The sequence below is a fragment of the Gelidibacter mesophilus DSM 14095 genome (genome assembly GCF_000423005.1).
Taxonomy (GTDB): Bacteria; Bacteroidota; Bacteroidia; order Flavobacteriales; family Flavobacteriaceae; genus Gelidibacter; species Gelidibacter mesophilus.
Genome location: NZ_AUHD01000008.1, coordinates 155,314 through 171,975, shown reverse-complemented (window position 1 = coordinate 171,975; position 16,662 = coordinate 155,314). Strand labels below are relative to the sequence as shown.

Annotated in this window: 14 protein-coding genes; 8 read left to right on the top strand and 6 right to left on the bottom strand. The window is 34.5% G+C overall.

Going from position 1 to position 16,662, the window contains the following annotated elements:
* Positions 1-241 precede the first annotated feature (241 nt).
* The 4 genes from G525_RS0111055 (at position 242) to G525_RS0111035 (ending at position 6,370) form a co-directional block, all read left to right on the top strand.
* Positions 242-1,360, top strand: a complete 1,119-nt coding sequence (locus G525_RS0111055; protein WP_342662757.1) for a DUF1972 domain-containing protein — start codon at positions 242-244, stop codon at positions 1,358-1,360.
* Positions 1,350-2,618: an O-antigen ligase family protein gene (locus tag G525_RS0111050; RefSeq protein WP_169514435.1), complete on the top strand. Its 1,269-nt coding sequence runs from the start codon at positions 1,350-1,352 to the stop codon at positions 2,616-2,618. The genes G525_RS0111055 and G525_RS0111050 overlap by 11 nt, the downstream gene beginning before the upstream one ends.
* 1,402 nt (positions 2,619-4,020) lie before the next feature.
* Positions 4,021-5,010 (top strand): UDP-glucuronic acid decarboxylase family protein, encoded by a 990-nt coding sequence (locus tag G525_RS0111040; RefSeq protein WP_027126232.1) that lies wholly within the window; start codon positions 4,021-4,023, stop codon positions 5,008-5,010.
* Positions 5,011-5,065: 55 nt separating this feature from the next.
* The gene (locus G525_RS0111035) at positions 5,066-6,370 is read left to right on the top strand and encodes an undecaprenyl-phosphate glucose phosphotransferase (protein ID WP_051209890.1); all 1,305 of its coding nucleotides are present in this window, start codon (positions 5,066-5,068) and stop codon (positions 6,368-6,370) included.
* Here G525_RS0111035 and G525_RS0111030 read toward each other — a convergent pair.
* From G525_RS0111030 to G525_RS0111020, 3 genes are read right to left on the bottom strand one after another with little or no spacing between them, the layout of a single operon-like run.
* A complete protein-coding gene (locus G525_RS0111030) occupies positions 6,367-7,533 on the bottom strand; it encodes a glycosyltransferase family 4 protein (RefSeq protein WP_027126230.1) in 1,167 nt (388 codons plus the stop codon). The two genes, G525_RS0111035 and G525_RS0111030, sit on opposite strands and share 4 nt — an antisense overlap.
* Entirely contained in the window at positions 7,530-8,627 is a 1,098-nt protein-coding gene (gene wecB / locus G525_RS0111025; RefSeq protein WP_035479493.1) for a non-hydrolyzing UDP-N-acetylglucosamine 2-epimerase, read from the bottom strand. Before wecB ends, G525_RS0111030 begins: the two co-directional genes overlap by 4 nt.
* Positions 8,628-8,632: 5 nt before the next feature.
* The gene (locus G525_RS0111020) at positions 8,633-9,952 is read right to left on the bottom strand and encodes a phenylacetate--CoA ligase family protein (protein ID WP_245577779.1); all 1,320 of its coding nucleotides are present in this window, start codon (positions 9,950-9,952) and stop codon (positions 8,633-8,635) included.
* Positions 9,953-10,384: 432 nt separating this feature from the next.
* Here G525_RS0111020 and purD point away from each other — a divergent pair, with 432 nt between their 5' ends.
* Positions 10,385-11,656: a phosphoribosylamine--glycine ligase gene (gene purD / locus G525_RS0111015; RefSeq protein ID WP_027126227.1), complete on the top strand. Its 1,272-nt coding sequence runs from the start codon at positions 10,385-10,387 to the stop codon at positions 11,654-11,656.
* On the opposite strand, the gene G525_RS0111010 is transcribed toward purD, so the two are convergent.
* Positions 11,651-11,878: a DUF6341 family protein gene (locus tag G525_RS0111010; protein ID WP_027126226.1), complete on the bottom strand. Its 228-nt coding sequence runs from the start codon at positions 11,876-11,878 to the stop codon at positions 11,651-11,653. The genes purD and G525_RS0111010 overlap by 6 nt on opposite strands.
* A gap of 126 nt (positions 11,879-12,004) precedes the next feature.
* Here G525_RS0111010 and G525_RS0111005 point away from each other — a divergent pair, with 126 nt between their 5' ends.
* On the top strand, positions 12,005-12,928 hold the full coding sequence (locus G525_RS0111005) for a DUF6427 family protein (RefSeq protein WP_027126225.1): 924 nt from the start codon (positions 12,005-12,007) through the stop codon (positions 12,926-12,928).
* Here the strand turns inward: G525_RS0111005 and upp are convergent.
* On the bottom strand, positions 12,917-13,576 hold the full coding sequence (gene upp, locus G525_RS0111000) for a uracil phosphoribosyltransferase (protein WP_027126224.1): 660 nt from the start codon (positions 13,574-13,576) through the stop codon (positions 12,917-12,919). The two genes, G525_RS0111005 and upp, sit on opposite strands and share 12 nt — an antisense overlap.
* Before the next feature lie 73 nt (positions 13,577-13,649).
* Here upp and G525_RS0110995 point away from each other — a divergent pair, with 73 nt between their 5' ends.
* Positions 13,650-14,258 (top strand): DUF4254 domain-containing protein, encoded by a 609-nt coding sequence (locus tag G525_RS0110995; RefSeq protein WP_027126223.1) that lies wholly within the window; start codon positions 13,650-13,652, stop codon positions 14,256-14,258.
* Positions 14,259-14,294: 36 nt separating this feature from the next.
* Positions 14,295-15,317 (top strand): glycosyltransferase family 9 protein, encoded by a 1,023-nt coding sequence (locus tag G525_RS0110990; protein WP_027126222.1) that lies wholly within the window; start codon positions 14,295-14,297, stop codon positions 15,315-15,317.
* Positions 15,318-15,500: 183 nt separating this feature from the next.
* Here the strand turns inward: G525_RS0110990 and G525_RS0110985 are convergent, their stop codons facing one another.
* Positions 15,501-16,556, bottom strand: a complete 1,056-nt coding sequence (locus G525_RS0110985) for a ferredoxin--NADP reductase (RefSeq protein WP_027126221.1) — start codon at positions 16,554-16,556, stop codon at positions 15,501-15,503.
* Positions 16,557-16,662: the final 106 nt, after the last annotated feature.

Sequence of the window (16,662 nt, the reverse complement as noted above, 5' to 3'; positions counted from 1 at the left end):
AATACCTTCAACAGTATTTGGTTTCATAATGATTTTTTGAGTATTTCGTATTCCTATGGAATTATACCACTAATTCTATATTTCATCTTATTCATAAATATTTATAAACGACACAAAGTCATTATAAAGAGTAATATTTTTATATTTTTGGCTTTTTCTAGCTTTTGGTTGTCAGCTTTTTTTAATGGCTTCTACTATTATTATCCAATTCTCTTACTATATCTATTTTACATGATGATTTATGAAAAAAATGAAGCTAATTATATTAGGGACTAGAGGTGTGCCAAATAATCATGGAGGATTTGAGCAATTTGCTGAGTATTTTTCACTTTATATGGTTGATAAAGGACACGATGTAAGTGTTTTTAATTCACATACCCATCCTTATCAACTTGAAGAGTGGAATGGGGTAAAAATAATTCATAAAAAGGATCCTGAAAATAACATTGGTACTGCAGGGCAATTTATATATGATCTTAACTGTGTGATGCACTGCAGAAAAGAACACTATGATATCATTCTCCAATTAGGGTATACAAGCAGTTCCGTGTGGAGCAAATTAATGCCAAAGACCTCTTTAGTAATTACTAACATGGATGGTTTGGAATGGAAGAGATCAAAATATCAAAAACCAGTTAGAAAATTTTTAAAATATGCAGAAGGGTTAGCTATTTTTAATAGTGATTTCCTAATCTCAGACTCCATTGGAATACAACAATATATTAGAGATGCTTATAAAAAAGAATCCACCTACATTGCTTATGGAGCTGATGTATTTGAACAACCTTCAGAGACTGTTTTAGAGCAATACAAAGTAAAAGCTGGTCAGTACAACATGTTGATAGCAAGATTGGAACCTGAAAACAATATTGAGGTTATTTTAGATGGTGTAAGCGCTGCTAAAACAAAGGATTTATTTCTAGTTATCGGTAAACATGATGTTAATAAATTTGGAGCCTATTTAAAGGAGAAATACAAAGACCAAAAACATATAAAATTCATTGGAGGAGTTTATAATTTAAACCATTTGAATAATTTGAGATATTATTCAAAACTTTATTTTCATGGTCATTCCGTTGGAGGGACAAATCCTTCTTTGCTAGAAGCAATGGCATCAGGCGCGTTAATTGTTGCAAATGATAATGTTTTCAACAAAAGTATTTTAAAAGGCAATGCATTATATTTTAACAATTCTACAGATGTAGAACACATTATTGATAATGATTCAGTTTATAAAAAATATAAAGAGCTCTATAAATCCCATAACATAGATGAAATAAATACCAATTTCAATTGGAACTATATCAACTCTCAGTATGAGACTTTTTTGATGTCTAAACTTTATGGAAATGATTTCTAAATTAAAAAATATTGGGGTTGTAAATATTTTAGTGGCGTTAATAATAATAACTTTTATAATACCGCCGCTTATATTAAATCCAATTTTTATTGGGCTGCTCTTTGTTTTTGTTCTAATTAGATATCTGAGAAATAAGCAAACTTTTTACAAGGATAATATCACTAATATTTCTATAACATTTATTCTTTATTTTGTAATTCTAGTCGTGTCTTTAATCTATTCCAAAGATTTAAATAATGGAATTGCTTATGTTAGTCAGTCATTCCCGCTTTTAATTATTCCTATACTTCCATTGTTCATTTCCAGGAAAGAGATAAGCTTATCCTTTATTTCAAATATTTTCATAAGCTTTTTATGTTGTATTTTTTTTCTGTTAGTTTTCATTGCCTTTTATAAGAATTGGAATGAGGGCTATTCCATTGAGTATGTTTATCAAAGATTACAAGGGCTAGAAGTGCCGAAAGATAAATATAGCTATTTCAATTACTGGTATTTTGTTTATGATAATTTCACATCCCCTTTGGTCATCCAGCCTATTTATTTAGGGCTTTTTACTAACATAGGAATTGTTTTTTTGTTCTTTCTTAAGAAGATAAAACAAATCAAATATTATTATTTTAAGCTCATAGTATTAAGCGTTTTAATATTACTCACAGCCTCAAGATGGCAAATTCTAATTTTTGCTCTAAATTTTGTTATTTTCATTTTATTTTTTGAAGATTTAAGACTTTCCAAAAAACTCCTTGGAATTACGTTATGTGCGTCCTTTATACTTTTAGTCAGTTTAATTAATCCTGTAACGAAGACGCGATTTTTTGAAGCGTTTTCATACAAAGAAGCATTTTACAAAGATGATTTTGGAAGTACCTCATTACGTGTAAAGAAATGGAGGAGTGCTATAAATGGTATAGCAAAAAGACCGGTTATTGGATATGGCGTTGGCGATGGCAAGCAGGCCCTAATAAACCAATTTAAAAAAGATAAATTTTATTTGGCTTATTATAATAAATACAATGCCCACAATCAATACTTAGATACCTTATTATATGTTGGTCCAATGGGTTTAATTCTGTTAGGTTTCATTTTCTATTTTGCCTATAAGTCTTCTGTCACCAAATTATATTTGTTTTTGATAACAAATATCTTTTTTTTGGGTTTTATTACTGAATCAATTTTAAATAGGCAATGGGGGGTTATCGCTTTTCCTTTCTTTTTGATTATATTTTCAATATTTGACTATGAAACAATCGAAAATTGAAAAAAATACGATTTTCATCATCACAGTCAGCCTTATAACTATTTATATTGCAGATGGTTTAAGTAAATTTCTTATCCAATTGCCAATAGACCATAGTACTTTTACATTGCCGAATAGATATGTCAAAGTCTTGCTAGTATTAGTGTCTATTGGCTGTTCTTATTTCTTGTTCAAAAGCATACCTGAGAAGATAAGTAAAATCTACTTGTTGTTGGTTTCGTTACTAATAATCAACCTTTTGAATTGGTTTTTATATGATTTGAGTTTTGAATATTTTCTAAAATATAGCTGTTTTTTCTTTTTTGCTCCTATGTTTTTATTCAACAATCAGAATGAATTATGGATAAAATATGTAGAACGCATTTTTAAATATTTGGTGTACATCAATATTTTCTTCATCATTCTAGGAATTTTATTTGATGTCAAGCTTTTTCAGACTTATTACTTGCGGCTAGGCTACAACGGATTGCTGCTAACTTCAATGCAATCTACTTATTTCTATATTTCGGCTATTCTTATTGCTATCAATCGAAAAGACATGGTTTTTTTTACAATCAGTGTAATAAGTTCGTTAGTTATAGGAACTAAAATTCTATTGTTCTTTTTATTGTGCATTGGAATTTATATGATTCTTACAAATTTAAAAAACGAAAAATCAAAACGAATAATGAGTTTTATTTTGGTCGTTATTTTTTTAATCTCCCTTTATTTTCTTTTCAATCAAGGCACCTTCTTGAGTATTATAGATACTGATGGAATACTATCTGCAATATTTTCATATAGAAATGACGCCATAGTTTCTGTTTGGCACAATTTAAGTCAACTCGATTATAATTTAATTACTGGAGGTATCAATCTTTTTGAACATAGGGTAGAGATGGATCTCGTGGATATAATATTACATTTTGGCACTTTAGGCGTAATTATATTCATTATTTTTTTTATAATATTAAAACGACATTTTGTAATTAATAAATTAACTATCTTTTGTTTTACTTCAGTTTTGTTTTTTATAATAATTGCAGGTAACTTTCTCTATTACCCAATTAATTGTTTTCTTTTTTTAATTACTTTAAAATCGCTAAGCATTAATACAAACACCTTAGACAATTATTAATTTATCAACGTGCTATCAATGTTATATAATTTAAGACCCTTTTTCTTTATTTTAATAGTCATAAAAATTCATAAATTATATTAATTATAATTAGATAGACTTTAATTAATTAAACCGTCAATCTTAAGAAATACTTACTATTTTTGTGTTTTCTTATCATTATCAATGGGAATGTTGTCCAAATAAGGATTTTGATATTTAAAAAATTTTGAACAATAATCTATTTTTGATAGTCAGGTATTTGAACATATATTTTTCCATTCAAATTTATAAACATAAAAGCAAATGTCCAAAAATGTACTCATCACAGGAGCTGCGGGCTTTCTAGGGTCTCACCTCTGTGACCGCTTTATAAAAGAAGGCTTCAACGTTATTGGAATGGACAATTTCATTACTGGCGATTTTGATAATATTAGGCATTTAGAGAGTCATCCGCAGTTTAAATTTATGGAGCATGACGTCACTGAGCACATTACCATTGACCAAGACATTCATTATATTTTGCATTTTGCATCGCCTGCAAGTCCCGTAGATTATTTGAGAATTCCTATCCAAACCTTAAAAGTAGGTTCTTTGGGAACTCACAACTTATTAGGATTGGCTAAGAATAAAAGAGCAAGACTGCTCATTGCATCGACCTCTGAAGTTTATGGTGATCCGTTGATACATCCTCAAACCGAAGATTATTATGGCAATGTCAATACCATTGGACCCCGTGGTGTTTATGACGAAGCCAAACGTTTTCAGGAATCAATTACAATGGCCTATCATAGATTTCATGGTCTAGAAACTCGTATCGTTAGAATTTTTAACACTTATGGCCCCAGAATGCGGCTCAATGATGGTCGGGTCATTCCAGCCTTTATGGGGCAAGCCCTACGGGGAGAAGATTTGACTATTTTTGGAGATGGTTCTCAAACACGTTCGTTTTGCTATGTTGGCGATCAGGTAGAAGGCATATACCGATTGTTGTTTAGTGACTATGCGTATCCTGTTAATATTGGTAACCCACATGAGATATCCATAAGGGATTTTGCTGAAGAAATCATAAAACTCACCAATACCGATCAGAAGGTGGTCTATAAACCCCTGCCAGTTGATGATCCAATGCAACGGCAACCGGACATCAGTTTGGCGAAGAAGCTTCTTGGTTGGGAGCCTAAAATTGGTAGAGCGGAGGGAATGAGCATTACCTATAATTATTTTAAAAGCCTTTCCGAAGAGGAATTGTACAAAAGTGAACACAAGGATTTTACAAACCACATAAAAAAATAATGTGAATACTTTTAAGCAAGGTAGATATTCAGGATACTTAAGACCCATTTCATACATGATTGATTTATGTGTGGTCAATGGATTGGCAGTACTTTATTTTTTTAAGCATATTGATCCCATTATTTTTTTTATAGCGATATCGCTTGCTTGGGTCATCCTTTCCATCTCTTCAAAATTTTATGAAGTGTATCGGTATACTAGAGAGGTGACCATCTTTGCTTTAATAATTCGGCAAATGATATTATTCACCTTGATTATTTTTGCGTTCTCAGGCTATAATCAACAATTCAATATCGCCCCTAATAAGGTTTTTAAGTATGTGTTTCTGGTATTCGTACTAATTACTATTTTTAAGTTTGCAATATATTATCTGCTCCAAAAATATAGAACTTCATTTGGGGGTAACTATAGAAATACGGTCATATTGGGAGTCAACAAGAAAACTTTGGCCTTAGAAAATTTCTTTAACAAGAATCCTGAATACGGATATGTCCATAAAAAATCTTTTAATTTCAGAGATAAAAAGGAAATCGATCTTGACTTATGTTTTGATTATATTGTTGAGAATTCAGTTGATGAAATTTACTGCTCTATTTCAGAGCTTTCCAATAAACAGATCGCAGAAATTACAAGTTTTGCCGATAACAATCTTAAAATCCTAAAATTCCTTCCGGACACTAAAGATATCTACACTAAGAAATTGAAATATGAATATTATGATTATCTCCCAATACTTTCATTTAGAAATATTCCTTTAGAAGAATCCATCAACCAGATTGTCAAACGGAGTTTCGATATTTTATTTTCTAGTTTGGTTATTGTTTTCCTATTGTCGTGGCTTACCCCAATAATTGCTATTTTTATCAAGTTGGAAACTAGGGGCCCCGTATTTTTTAAACAATCGAGAAACGGTTTTAATTATAAAGTGTTTGACTGTTATAAATTTAGGTCTATGATGCCCAATAAAGAGGCCCATGTAAATCAAGCCAAAAAAGATGATCAACGGATTACTAAAGTAGGACGTTTTTTAAGAAAAACGAGTATCGACGAGCTCCCACAATTCTTTAATGTACTTTTTGGGGATATGTCTGTGGTTGGTCCAAGACCGCACATGGTGAGTCATACCAATCTTTATGCAAAGCGGATTGATAAGTTTATGGTCAGACATTTTGTGAAGCCTGGGATAACTGGACTTGCCCAAATAAGCGGTTTTAGAGGTGAAATTGAAACAGATAAGGATATGATTGGCCGAGTTAAATATGATATTTTTTACATTGAAAATTGGTCTCTGTTATTGGACATAAGAATCATTGTAAGAACCTTTATTAATGCAATCAAAGGGGAAGAAAAAGCGTATTAAATTTGTTTTACCAAGAAATTAAGTTGTTTGTCAAAGTCAAAATGAATTGCTGCTGTGCTTTTGATTTTTTCTTTTAAATCTGTATTGAGACTCGACTTATCAATATTACGAAGTATTTTGTTTAAATCTTCATAATCTCCTGCTTTTGCGATCCACCCCAGATGATGCTCAGAAATAATAGTTTCACCTTCGCCGCCTCCAAAATAAAGCATAGGAAGCCCTAATTTAGCGTATTCAAATATTTTTGAGGGCACGGAGCCGTAAATACGATTTAAGAGCGGAATAATGCCCAAATCATACGTTATCAGTTCTTGGTGCAACATGTCCCTTGAAACTTCACCATGAAATACGATAGGTAGCTCAGGATGCATCTTGATGTAGTTTTCAATTTTTATTTGTTCTGCACCAGCCCCATAGATATGAAATTCAATAGGCTCGTAATTGAGGCTCTGGCAAAGTTTTAAAACACCTTGCGCAATGCCCAATAACCCTGCGTAGACCAATTTTATTTTAGGAGTTGCTTTTTCAGTTTTTATGCTTGTTTCGGGAGATCTAAAATCAGGATAATTTCTATATAGAATAGTGTTCTTATTGGGGTACAATGATTTGATATGTTTTAAAATCTCTTCACTTTGTCCCAGAATTAGATCGGCTTTCTTGTAATTTGCACTTTCAATGCGCTCTAGAAGACTATAACTAAAGTTCTTTTTTAAAGCCCCTAATTCCAAGCCAGCAATGGGCCACAAATCGCTGACATTGAGTATAAGTTTACGTCTTTTTGAACGTAAAAAGGTACAGCACGTAAAAGCCACGATTAGTGGCGGCGACTGTACAATGACGATTTTAGGTATGTTGTGGAATAAGAAATACCAAATAAGACTCAGGCTGTAAGAGAGCATTGCAAATAGTCGAACCACTTTATTCTTTGAAATAGAAGCGTAAACCCATAAACGATGGATTGTAATGCCTTTCTCAACTGAAGTATCTTTAAATTTTCCACGATACGATTTAAAAATTTTTCCTGTCGGATAATTAGGTAGTGGCGTGATGACAGAAATTTTAAAATTATGCTGTTGCAACCCACTTGCCAAATGAAAAATCCGGTTAGATGCTGCGCCAGTTTCTGGAGGAAAATAACTTGTAATGATGAGAACGTCTTTCATGATACTTTATAAATATCTACCAAATGATTGATGATGCGTTCCGCAGCACAACCATCCCAGAGCTCAGGGATGTCACCTATCCGCCAATTACCAGAAAGTAGTTCTTCAAAAGCATGAGTGATCTTTACAGGATCATTGCCCACCAATACGTTTGTTCCAATAGTGCAGGTTTCTGGCCGTTCTGTACTAGTTCTTAAAGTAATGCATGGCACGTGCATGACAGTTGTTTCTTCAGTAATGCCACCAGAATCCGTTAGGACTGCAAAGGCATATTTTACCAAATAATTAAATTCTAAATATCCTAAAGGTGCTACATAATGGAGATTTGGAAAATTCAGGTTTAGACCTTCCAAGAGTTTTTTTGTTCTTGGGTGAACCGGAAAGATGATGGGATAATCTTTTCCTAATTGCGCCAATTGCGAAATTAAAGCCTTGAGTTGCTGTTCTCCGTCAACATTGCTTGGTCTGTGCAAGGTCATGACAAGGTATTTTTTTGCTTCTAACTGAAGCGTTCTCCACAATTTAGGTTGTTGGAGTCTGTTATCATTTTTGAGTAGCGTATCAATCATGACGTTCCCCACAAAATAAATTTGGTTTTCTGACACACCCAAATTTTTAAGGGTTTCTGATGCTAAAGATGTCGTGGTGAAAAAATAGTCGGTTAAACTATCGGTGACGATTCTATTGATTTCTTCAGGCATGGTTAAATCGCCTGAGCGAATACCCGCTTCAACATGAGCTACTTTTAGTCCCGCTTTTTTCGCTACTATCGTACAGGCCATGGTTGAGGTCACATCGCCAACCACCAAAACTAAATCTGTCGGATTGTTCACTAATACCTTTTCAAATCCAATCATTATTGCACCGGTTTGTTCGGCCTGGGTGCCACTTTGAACATTTAAATTGATATCTGGAAACGGAATATCTAACTCTTCAAAAAACGTATCACTTAAGTTTTTATCATAATGTTGGCCCGTATGGATCAATTGATAATTTAGAGCTACACCTGCAGCATTTTTTTGCTTTATAGCCTCAATAATTGGGGCAATTTTCATGAAATTCGGTCGCGCTCCTGCTATAATGGTGATGTTCATCTTTTTTATAATAATGACGTAAATTGTTTTAATTTGCCTGATTTGGATCGAGTTAAATGCGGTTGGCGTTCAAAAATAACCTGTAGTCCTTTTTCAAGATAATGTTCCATTTGCTTAATGATCATTTCGGATTGGTTAACTGATAATATTTCAGTGCTGACATACTTGATTTTAAAGGTTTGAAGGTCCAATTGTTCAATTATAAACTCCTTCACATTGCCATCATCTTCAATAATACTTTTGGTAATATAGTAAAATGTAAGTCCAGCAGATTTTTTCCCACTAGGTAAGATGGCAATGTCATTGGTGCGACCTATTAATTTCTGAAGCAGCGGTTTTTGGATAGTGCTTTTTTTTGACAGAACGCCTGTATCGCCAATATCATAGCGGATAAATGGATGTGCTTTATTGTATAATGACGTAATGACTATACGGCCTTCTTCTCCATATGGCAAAACATTATCCTTGTCATCAACTATTTCAACAAAAAGAGTTTCACTGTTCACTACCCATTCGGCTTTTTTATTTTGAAAAGCAATTAAATCCAATTCGGAAGCGCCATATTCATTGATTACGGGAATGCCAAAGTGTTTCTCTAGTAAAAGTTTATCGTTTTCAAACAACATCTCTGAAGTGACCACACAAGCTTTGAGCGTAGGGCAGACGGAGGTTAATATTAGCTCTTTCTGTTCCAAAAATTTCGCAAATTGAACAATAGCGCTAGTGTAACCGTTGATATAATCGAATTTAGTATATTTAAATTTTTCTAAATAAGTTTGAAAAGCAGCTTCGCTCAAATCAAAAACTGAAAACCTGAACCGTTTGCTTAAAGCATCTTTAAATCGCTCTTTATAGTATCCTTTTGTATCTAGTGGGATCCCATAAAATCGAGCCTGTTTGGAACTATTAAAATCGAGATTGAACCAGCCAAATCGGTTTTGTATCATGCTCCAAGTGAGTGCGTGACAAAATTTGTCTTTTGCAAATACAAACGGATCTCCAGACGAACCCGAAGTTTTATTGATATAAACGTCTTTTATAGAAAATCCGTCGGATAGACGATGCGCCAAAGGTTGTTGTAAATCGCTTTTCCTCATTATTGGAACTGCATTCCAGGATGAAAAGGTAGTGGCTTTAAAAATCGATTTGTAAAATGGGGTATGGTTGAGGTGATAATTAACAATTGATTCTTTCTGATTTGCAATATAGCTTTCAAAGTCGTTCATTTTAAGATTCTGAATACTGTTCAAGACAGATTTTGCTTTCTTGATTGGAAAGCCACTCAGTTTTAAGGAAACATCAAATAAATTCAAGTGTAAGGCCATTTATAAGAATGTAAAGTAAAGAAATTTATTAAACTCTTACCTAAAATCAATCTTGAACATTCAAGTTTTAATTCCGTTCTAGTTCGATTTAAACTTTTTGGTTTTAAAGATTCTCTAAGAAGTTGTCTGTGGGCAATGCTTCGTCAGTATAAAGAGCGCAATAGCTTGAGGGCAACCAGCGTTTTAATTTTTTGGAAGTATCGCAATACATGATGATTCGTGCTGAAGTTAAGCCTTAAAATCTATATTTTTAATACTTATTCGTTTAAGTCTAGATTCCATGCCTGCCGGCAGACAGGTTGAATTTAACAGCACAGCAGTCTTATTTCTTTTATCTTTCATTATCGATTTAATCGTCAAAAATATTATTGTTTTCAGGTCATAAACTATATTTTTGCAACAAACAACACAAACAACACAAACAACACAAACATGACCATTTTAATTCTCGGTTCCGGTGGAAGGGAACATACTTTTGCTTGGAAAATTGTCCAAAGTCCATTATGTCAAAAACTATTTGTTGCCCCAGGAAATTCCGGAACTGCGGAAATAGCTATAAATATCGATCTCAAGGTTACAGATTTTAGAGCCATAAGAAAGCTGGTTCTGGAAAGGAACATTGATATGGTTGTGGTGGGTCCTGAAGATCCTTTGGTTGAGGGCATCCACGATTTCTTTCTGAACGATAAAGAACTGAAGCACGTGGCGGTTATTGGGCCCCAAAAAGCCGCTTCGCAATTGGAAGGCAGCAAGGAATTTGCAAAAGAATTCTTGTTTCGTCACAACATTCCAACTGCAACTTACCAAAGTTTTGATGCTACTTCATTGGACGCCGGCTATCAGTTTTTGGAGACCTTAAATCCACCGTATGTTTTAAAAGCTGATGGATTGGCGGGCGGTAAAGGTGTTTTGATTTTGAATGACCTAAATGAGGCCAAAGCAGAACTTAAAAGTATGCTGGTGGATGCCAAATTTGGAACAGCCAGTACGAAAGTGGTCATTGAAGAGTTTTTGGACGGGATTGAACTTAGTTGTTTTGTGCTTACCGATGGAAAAAACTACCAACTATTACCGACAGCCAAAGATTATAAACGTATTGGTGACGGTGATACCGGATTAAATACTGGAGGTATGGGAGCGGTTTCTCCTGTACCGTTTGCTACAGAATCATTTTTAAAGAAGATTGAGGAACGCGTGGTGAAGCCTACAGTATCTGGACTCCAAAAAGATGGATTGGATTACAAAGGCTTTATTTTTATTGGTTTGATTAAAGTAGGAGACGACCCTAAGGTTATTGAGTACAACGTAAGGATGGGAGATCCGGAGACGGAAGTTGTCTTACCGAGACTCAAAAATGATCTGGTTGAAATTCTTCAAGCCATTGCCAATCAAACATTGGATAAAATAGAGATTGAAATTGATGAACGCGCCGCAACTACAGTAATGTTGGTTTCGGGTGGTTATCCTGAAAGTTATGAAAAAGGTAAAGAAATTACAGGATTGGAAAACCTGACTGATGTTCTTCCTTTTCATGCCGGTGCCATGTTGATAGACCATAAAGTGGTCACATCTGGCGGACGGGTCATGGCTATAACAGCGTTTGGAAACACTTACCAGGAGGCCATAAAAAAATCTTACCAAAATATAGAAAAACTACATTTTGATAAGATATATTACCGTAAGGATATTGGTTTTGATCTATAAATACGAGTGGGATGAAATGCTCTTGTCCTCTTCGTTGTTATCGTCATATTTTTTCAACTCCAGCATCCAATATACAAAGGCTACAAATCCTATAATGATAAGTATCCAAGAAAATATATTAGCGAGCCACCAATTGTCAAGCTCTAAATCTCTTAAAGCATCCAAAGGCCAAAATAAGTAGTCGACAAATAGATTTGCAAAACCATTAAAAAAGTCTTTCATGATAATAAATATTATATTTACCCTACAAAATTACACTTTTTTTATTGGAAACGTTTCATAAAGTGCTGATGAATTTTGTTTTCAGAGAAGTCAGGATCCAACCATAATTCAAGAACATAGCTTTAAATGATTTCAAGTTTTTTTAGTAAGGCAAAACCCATACATCTTTTGGTGGTAAGCGCATTGCTATTGGTGGTTTTTATCGTGGCAAAACTAACCGCCATAACTGCGGCTTTTTCTGTTGAACTTTTTTTTAAGGAAGCATTACTTTTTGCGGTGGTTCTGGCCTCACTTTTTGTGCTAGATTTTTTTGTGAGTAAAAATAATCTGACAAAAAAGAATAGTTATAAAATCTTGATGTTTGGGCTATTTGTGGCGGTTTTACCGGAAACCTTGCTAAATTCAAAATTATTGCTCGCCAATCTCTTCATTTTGTTGGCGCTGAGGCGGATTATCAGTTTGAGGTCACGAAAGGACATCAAGAAAAAACTGTTTGATGCGGCTTTTTGGATTAGTTTGGCAACACTCTTATTCTTTTGGGCTTCGTTATTTTATATTTTGATTTTAGTGGCCTTGCTGTTATATGGCATAATAGATGTTAAAAATTGGATCATCCCGCTCACCGGAACCTTATGTGTTGCGATCGTAGCTGCTTCTTTCATGATTGTCATGGATATTGATTTTGAACCATATCTGCATGGTTTCTTTGATGTAAGTTTTGATTTTACACCGCTCAATTCAAAGCGTATTATCATTGCAGCAACCTTATTGTTGTCTTATGGAGCCTGGGCCTCATTCTATTTTATGAGAAGTATTAAACATCAACTAAAAAGTTACAGACCCTCATTTATAATTGTTATTTTCTCATCATTGATAGCCTTGGTGATTATTCTGGTATCGCCGTATAAAGACGGGAGCGAATTCATCTTTTTATTTGCACCATTGGCCATTATCATGTCCAATTATCTTGAGATTATACCTGAAAGGTGGTTTAAAGAAAGTTTGATTGTTGTATTGATCCTTGTTTCTTTGATCAACTTAATGTTGTAATTTTTCTCCGAATGCGAGATCGCCAGCGTCTCCTAGACCAGGCATGATATACCCTTGTTCGTTCAATTCATGATCCACAGTGGCAATCCATAAATGGGTGTCTGCACTAAAATGTTTACTAATGTAATCAATCCCTGGTTGAGCCCCAATCACACATGCTAAATGGACCTCCTTAGGTTTTCCAAAAGGTTTTAATGCTTCAAAAGTGGCAAGAAGGGACTGTCCAGTGGCCAACATCGGGTCGGCCAAAATAAGTGTTTTGTTTTCTAAGTTCGGGCAGGCCAAATATTCTACTACAATCTCAAAACTATCCGGTTTTTTATGATGCTGTCTGTAGGCTGAAATAAACGCATTTTGAGCATTGTCAAAATACGTCAACAAACCATCGTGCAATGGCACCCCCGCTCTTAAAATGGAACAAAGCACAATCTCATTGTCCATGATGTTCATCTCACAGGTTCCCAAGGGCGTTTCAATGACCGCAGGTTTATAGTTCAAGACCTTACTGATTTCATATCCCAAAATCTCTCCAATACGTTCAATATTTCTGCGAAATCGCATACTGTCTTTTTGGATATTAACGTCTCTCATTTCTGAAATAAACGTATTTAAAATGGAATTTTTTTCAGTTAAGTTGTGAATGTGCATAAGGCTTAAACTCTGTTTTGAATGGTAAAGTTAATTAATTAGAAGTATATTTACGTCTTAAAATCATCAGATTATGTTTACAGCAAAAGCCAATGAAATTTTCAAGGAGGTCATCACTACCTATCACTTAAAAAATACCGTTGACCAGCCCTTTAACAATATTTATAACGAAGACAAACAGCTCATAGAACATCTTTTATATCGAAAATGTTGGATTGATACCGTTCAATGGCATTATGAAGATATTATTAGAGATCCAAATATTGACCCTGTTGCTGCCATTAAACTGAAACGTCAAATTGATGCTTCAAATCAGGAAAGAACAGATATGGTGGAATATATTGATAGTTACTTTCTGACCAAATATAGTGATGTTCAACCAAAATCGAATGCAACCATCAATAGTGAAAGTCCAGCATGGGCTATTGATAGGTTATCTATACTAGCCTTAAAGATTTACCATATGAATGAAGAAGCAGAACGTCCTGATGCCTCTTCAGCACATAAACTCAGTTGCTCCACAAAACTAAATGTGCTTTTGGAACAGCGTAAAGATTTGAGTCAGGCCATTGATGATTTGCTCGTTGATATCGAGAATGGTGATAAATACATGAAGGTTTATAAGCAAATGAAAATGTATAATGACGATGAGTTAAATCCTGTATTGCGAGGACAAAAATAACCGAGTTACTGCGCAGGCAGGAACCACATTTGTAATATGCCTAAACAACCCAAACACATTCTTGTCATCCGTCTTTCCGCAATGGGAGATGTTGCTATGACCATTCCTGTTTTGAGAGCATTTACTGAACAGTATCCTGAGATCAAATTAACAGTATTAACCAGAGAGTTTTTTACACCTTTTTTTCGTGATTTAAAGAATGTCACAATTTTTCCTGCAGATTTAAAAGGAAAACACAAAGGGTTTTTTGGTCTTTTGGAACTTTCAAAGGAGCTAAGAATTCTGGGGATTGATGCCGTTGCTGATCTGCACAATGTACTTCGTAGTAATATTTTAAAAATCTTTCTTCTAGATCTTAACATCATTCAAATTGATAAAGGAAGAGCGGAAAAGAAAGCCTTGGTAAAAGGGAAGGTTTTTGAGCAACTTAAAACGACGCACCAGCGCTATAGAGACGTATTTGAAAAATTAGGGTTTCCGCTGAATAATTCTGAACCTAATTTTCCAGAGCGTGCCAAATTGAATTCAAAAACAATTCAAATCTTAGGAGAGCCTACAAGAGGCTGGATTGGAATTGCGCCATTTGCAGCCTATAAAAGCAAAACCTATCCTTTAAAATTGATGGAGGAAGTTATAAAAGAACTTTCAATAACCTATCAAATTTTGCTCTTTGGAGGAAAGGCAGAAGCAGATTATCTGTGTGCCTTAGAAAATGAAAATGTCAGCAGTATTGCTGGAAAATTAAGTCTTGACGAAGAATTGGATGTTATTTCAAATTTGGAGGTGATGGTTTCTATGGATTCTGGCAATGCACATATGGCAGCCATGCTAGGAATTAAAGTACTGACGCTTTGGGGGGTAACCCATCCTTATGCCGGATTTTTTCCTTTTCATCAGGATGCAACCAATGCACTTTTAGCAGATCGAACAAAATTTCCAAAAATTCCAACATCCATCTACGGCAATAATTTCCCAGAAGGTTATGAAACCTGTATGGAAACAATAAATCCCCAAGCGGTAATCGAAAAGATCGAACACATCATAAAAAAACCCCACTAAAAAGCGGGGTTATGAGATCTAATCTTATGTTAATAGATAGTCCTTATAATAGTAACAATTAAATCAGTCATAAAAATATAAAATTCATTTTTATTAACATAATTTTAAGAGAGCTACTTCTGGTTTTTCGATGAAATAATAATATTAAGGATTAAATGACTTTTCTATTACAATAAAGATGATTTAAATATCATCATAATCGATTTTAATAGTTGGAGTTAAAGGATGTGCTTGACAGGTTAAGATTAAACCTTCGGCAACTTCACCATCCGTCAGGATATTATTTTGGCGCATTTTCGCTTCGCCTTCTACAACGCGGGCCAAACAACTACTGCAAATACCGCCTTGACAGGAATAAGGTGCATCCAAATCTTCATCCAAAGCGGCCTCAAGAATGGTCTGTTTCTGCGACATTTCAAAAGTTGTGGTCTCATCATCCAACACCACAGAGATTTTGGTTTGTCCATCAGGAATGCTGACGGTATCTCTTTCGGTAGGTTTCGCAGCTTTAAAGAGCTCAAAAAATACGCGATCTTTCGGGATTTCATGCTCAACAAGCACATCTTTTACTGTATGGATCATGGCTTCTGGACCGCATAAATAAAAAGCATCAATGCTCAAGTCTTTATGTTTGTGCTTTAAAATCAAATTGACGGTGCTCTTTTCAATACGTCCAAAAATAGAATCATCTTCCTGCATTTGGCTAAACACAAACTGAATGGCCAATCGATCACTATACTGACGTTGCAGGTCCAATAATTCGTCCATAAACATGGTATCATCAGTAGTTTTGTTGCCGTACACCAATACAACATTGCTCATCACTTCTTCTTCTAAAGCGCACTTAACGATGCTTAAAATAGGCGTGATGCCACTTCCTGCCGCAAAGGCTGCAATGTGTTTGGTTTTGGAATCATTCGGTTCAAAAACAAAATGACCTCTTGGGGGGGCGACTTCCAATTGATCTCCAACTTTTAATTCTCTATTGACATAGGCCGAAAAAGTACCGTCTTTAACTTCCTTTACGGCCACTCTTAAATCACCACTTTTTGGAGACGAACATAAGGAGTAATCGCGTCTTATTTCTGTGCCATTAAGCACACTTCTTAAGGTAATATATTGGCCTGCTTTAAATTTAAAATCTTCTTTTAAAGCCTGCGGCACTTCAAAACTGAGAGTTACCGCTTTAGACGTAGCTCTTTCAATACTTTTTATGGTTAGGGTATGATAATGTGACATGTTTTAATATTTTCCTCAAAAGTAACGAATGCTTATAATAAATGCCACTTCTCTAACAAAATAATAAGAAATGATCATTCTATTTTGAGACTTCAAATCTCCTAAA

What these genes read in the sequence shown, in the direction of transcription:
- G525_RS0111055 (WP_342662757.1), top strand. Translation starts at nt 242, where the DNA reads ATGAAAAAAATGAAGCTAATTATATTAGGGACTAGAGGTGTGCCAAAT.
- G525_RS0111050 (WP_169514435.1), top strand. Translation starts at nt 1,350, where the DNA reads ATGATTTCTAAATTAAAAAATATTGGGGTTGTAAATATTTTAGTGGCG.
- G525_RS0111040 (WP_027126232.1), top strand. Translation starts at nt 4,021, where the DNA reads ATGTCCAAAAATGTACTCATCACAGGAGCTGCGGGCTTTCTAGGGTCT.
- G525_RS0111035 (WP_051209890.1), top strand. Translation starts at nt 5,066, where the DNA reads ATGATTGATTTATGTGTGGTCAATGGATTGGCAGTACTTTATTTTTTT.
- G525_RS0111030 (WP_027126230.1), bottom strand. Translation starts at nt 7,533, where the DNA reads ATGAAAGACGTTCTCATCATTACAAGTTATTTTCCTCCAGAAACTGGC.
- wecB (WP_035479493.1), bottom strand. Translation starts at nt 8,627, where the DNA reads ATGAACATCACCATTATAGCAGGAGCGCGACCGAATTTCATGAAAATT.
- G525_RS0111020 (WP_245577779.1), bottom strand. Translation starts at nt 9,952, where the DNA reads ATGGCCTTACACTTGAATTTATTTGATGTTTCCTTAAAACTGAGTGGC.
- purD (WP_027126227.1), top strand. Translation starts at nt 10,385, where the DNA reads ATGACCATTTTAATTCTCGGTTCCGGTGGAAGGGAACATACTTTTGCT.
- G525_RS0111010 (WP_027126226.1), bottom strand. Translation starts at nt 11,878, where the DNA reads ATGAAAGACTTTTTTAATGGTTTTGCAAATCTATTTGTCGACTACTTA.
- G525_RS0111005 (WP_027126225.1), top strand. Translation starts at nt 12,005, where the DNA reads ATGATTTCAAGTTTTTTTAGTAAGGCAAAACCCATACATCTTTTGGTG.
- upp (WP_027126224.1), bottom strand. Translation starts at nt 13,576, where the DNA reads ATGCACATTCACAACTTAACTGAAAAAAATTCCATTTTAAATACGTTT.
- G525_RS0110995 (WP_027126223.1), top strand. Translation starts at nt 13,650, where the DNA reads ATGTTTACAGCAAAAGCCAATGAAATTTTCAAGGAGGTCATCACTACC.
- G525_RS0110990 (WP_027126222.1), top strand. Translation starts at nt 14,295, where the DNA reads ATGCCTAAACAACCCAAACACATTCTTGTCATCCGTCTTTCCGCAATG.
- G525_RS0110985 (WP_027126221.1), bottom strand. Translation starts at nt 16,556, where the DNA reads ATGTCACATTATCATACCCTAACCATAAAAAGTATTGAAAGAGCTACG.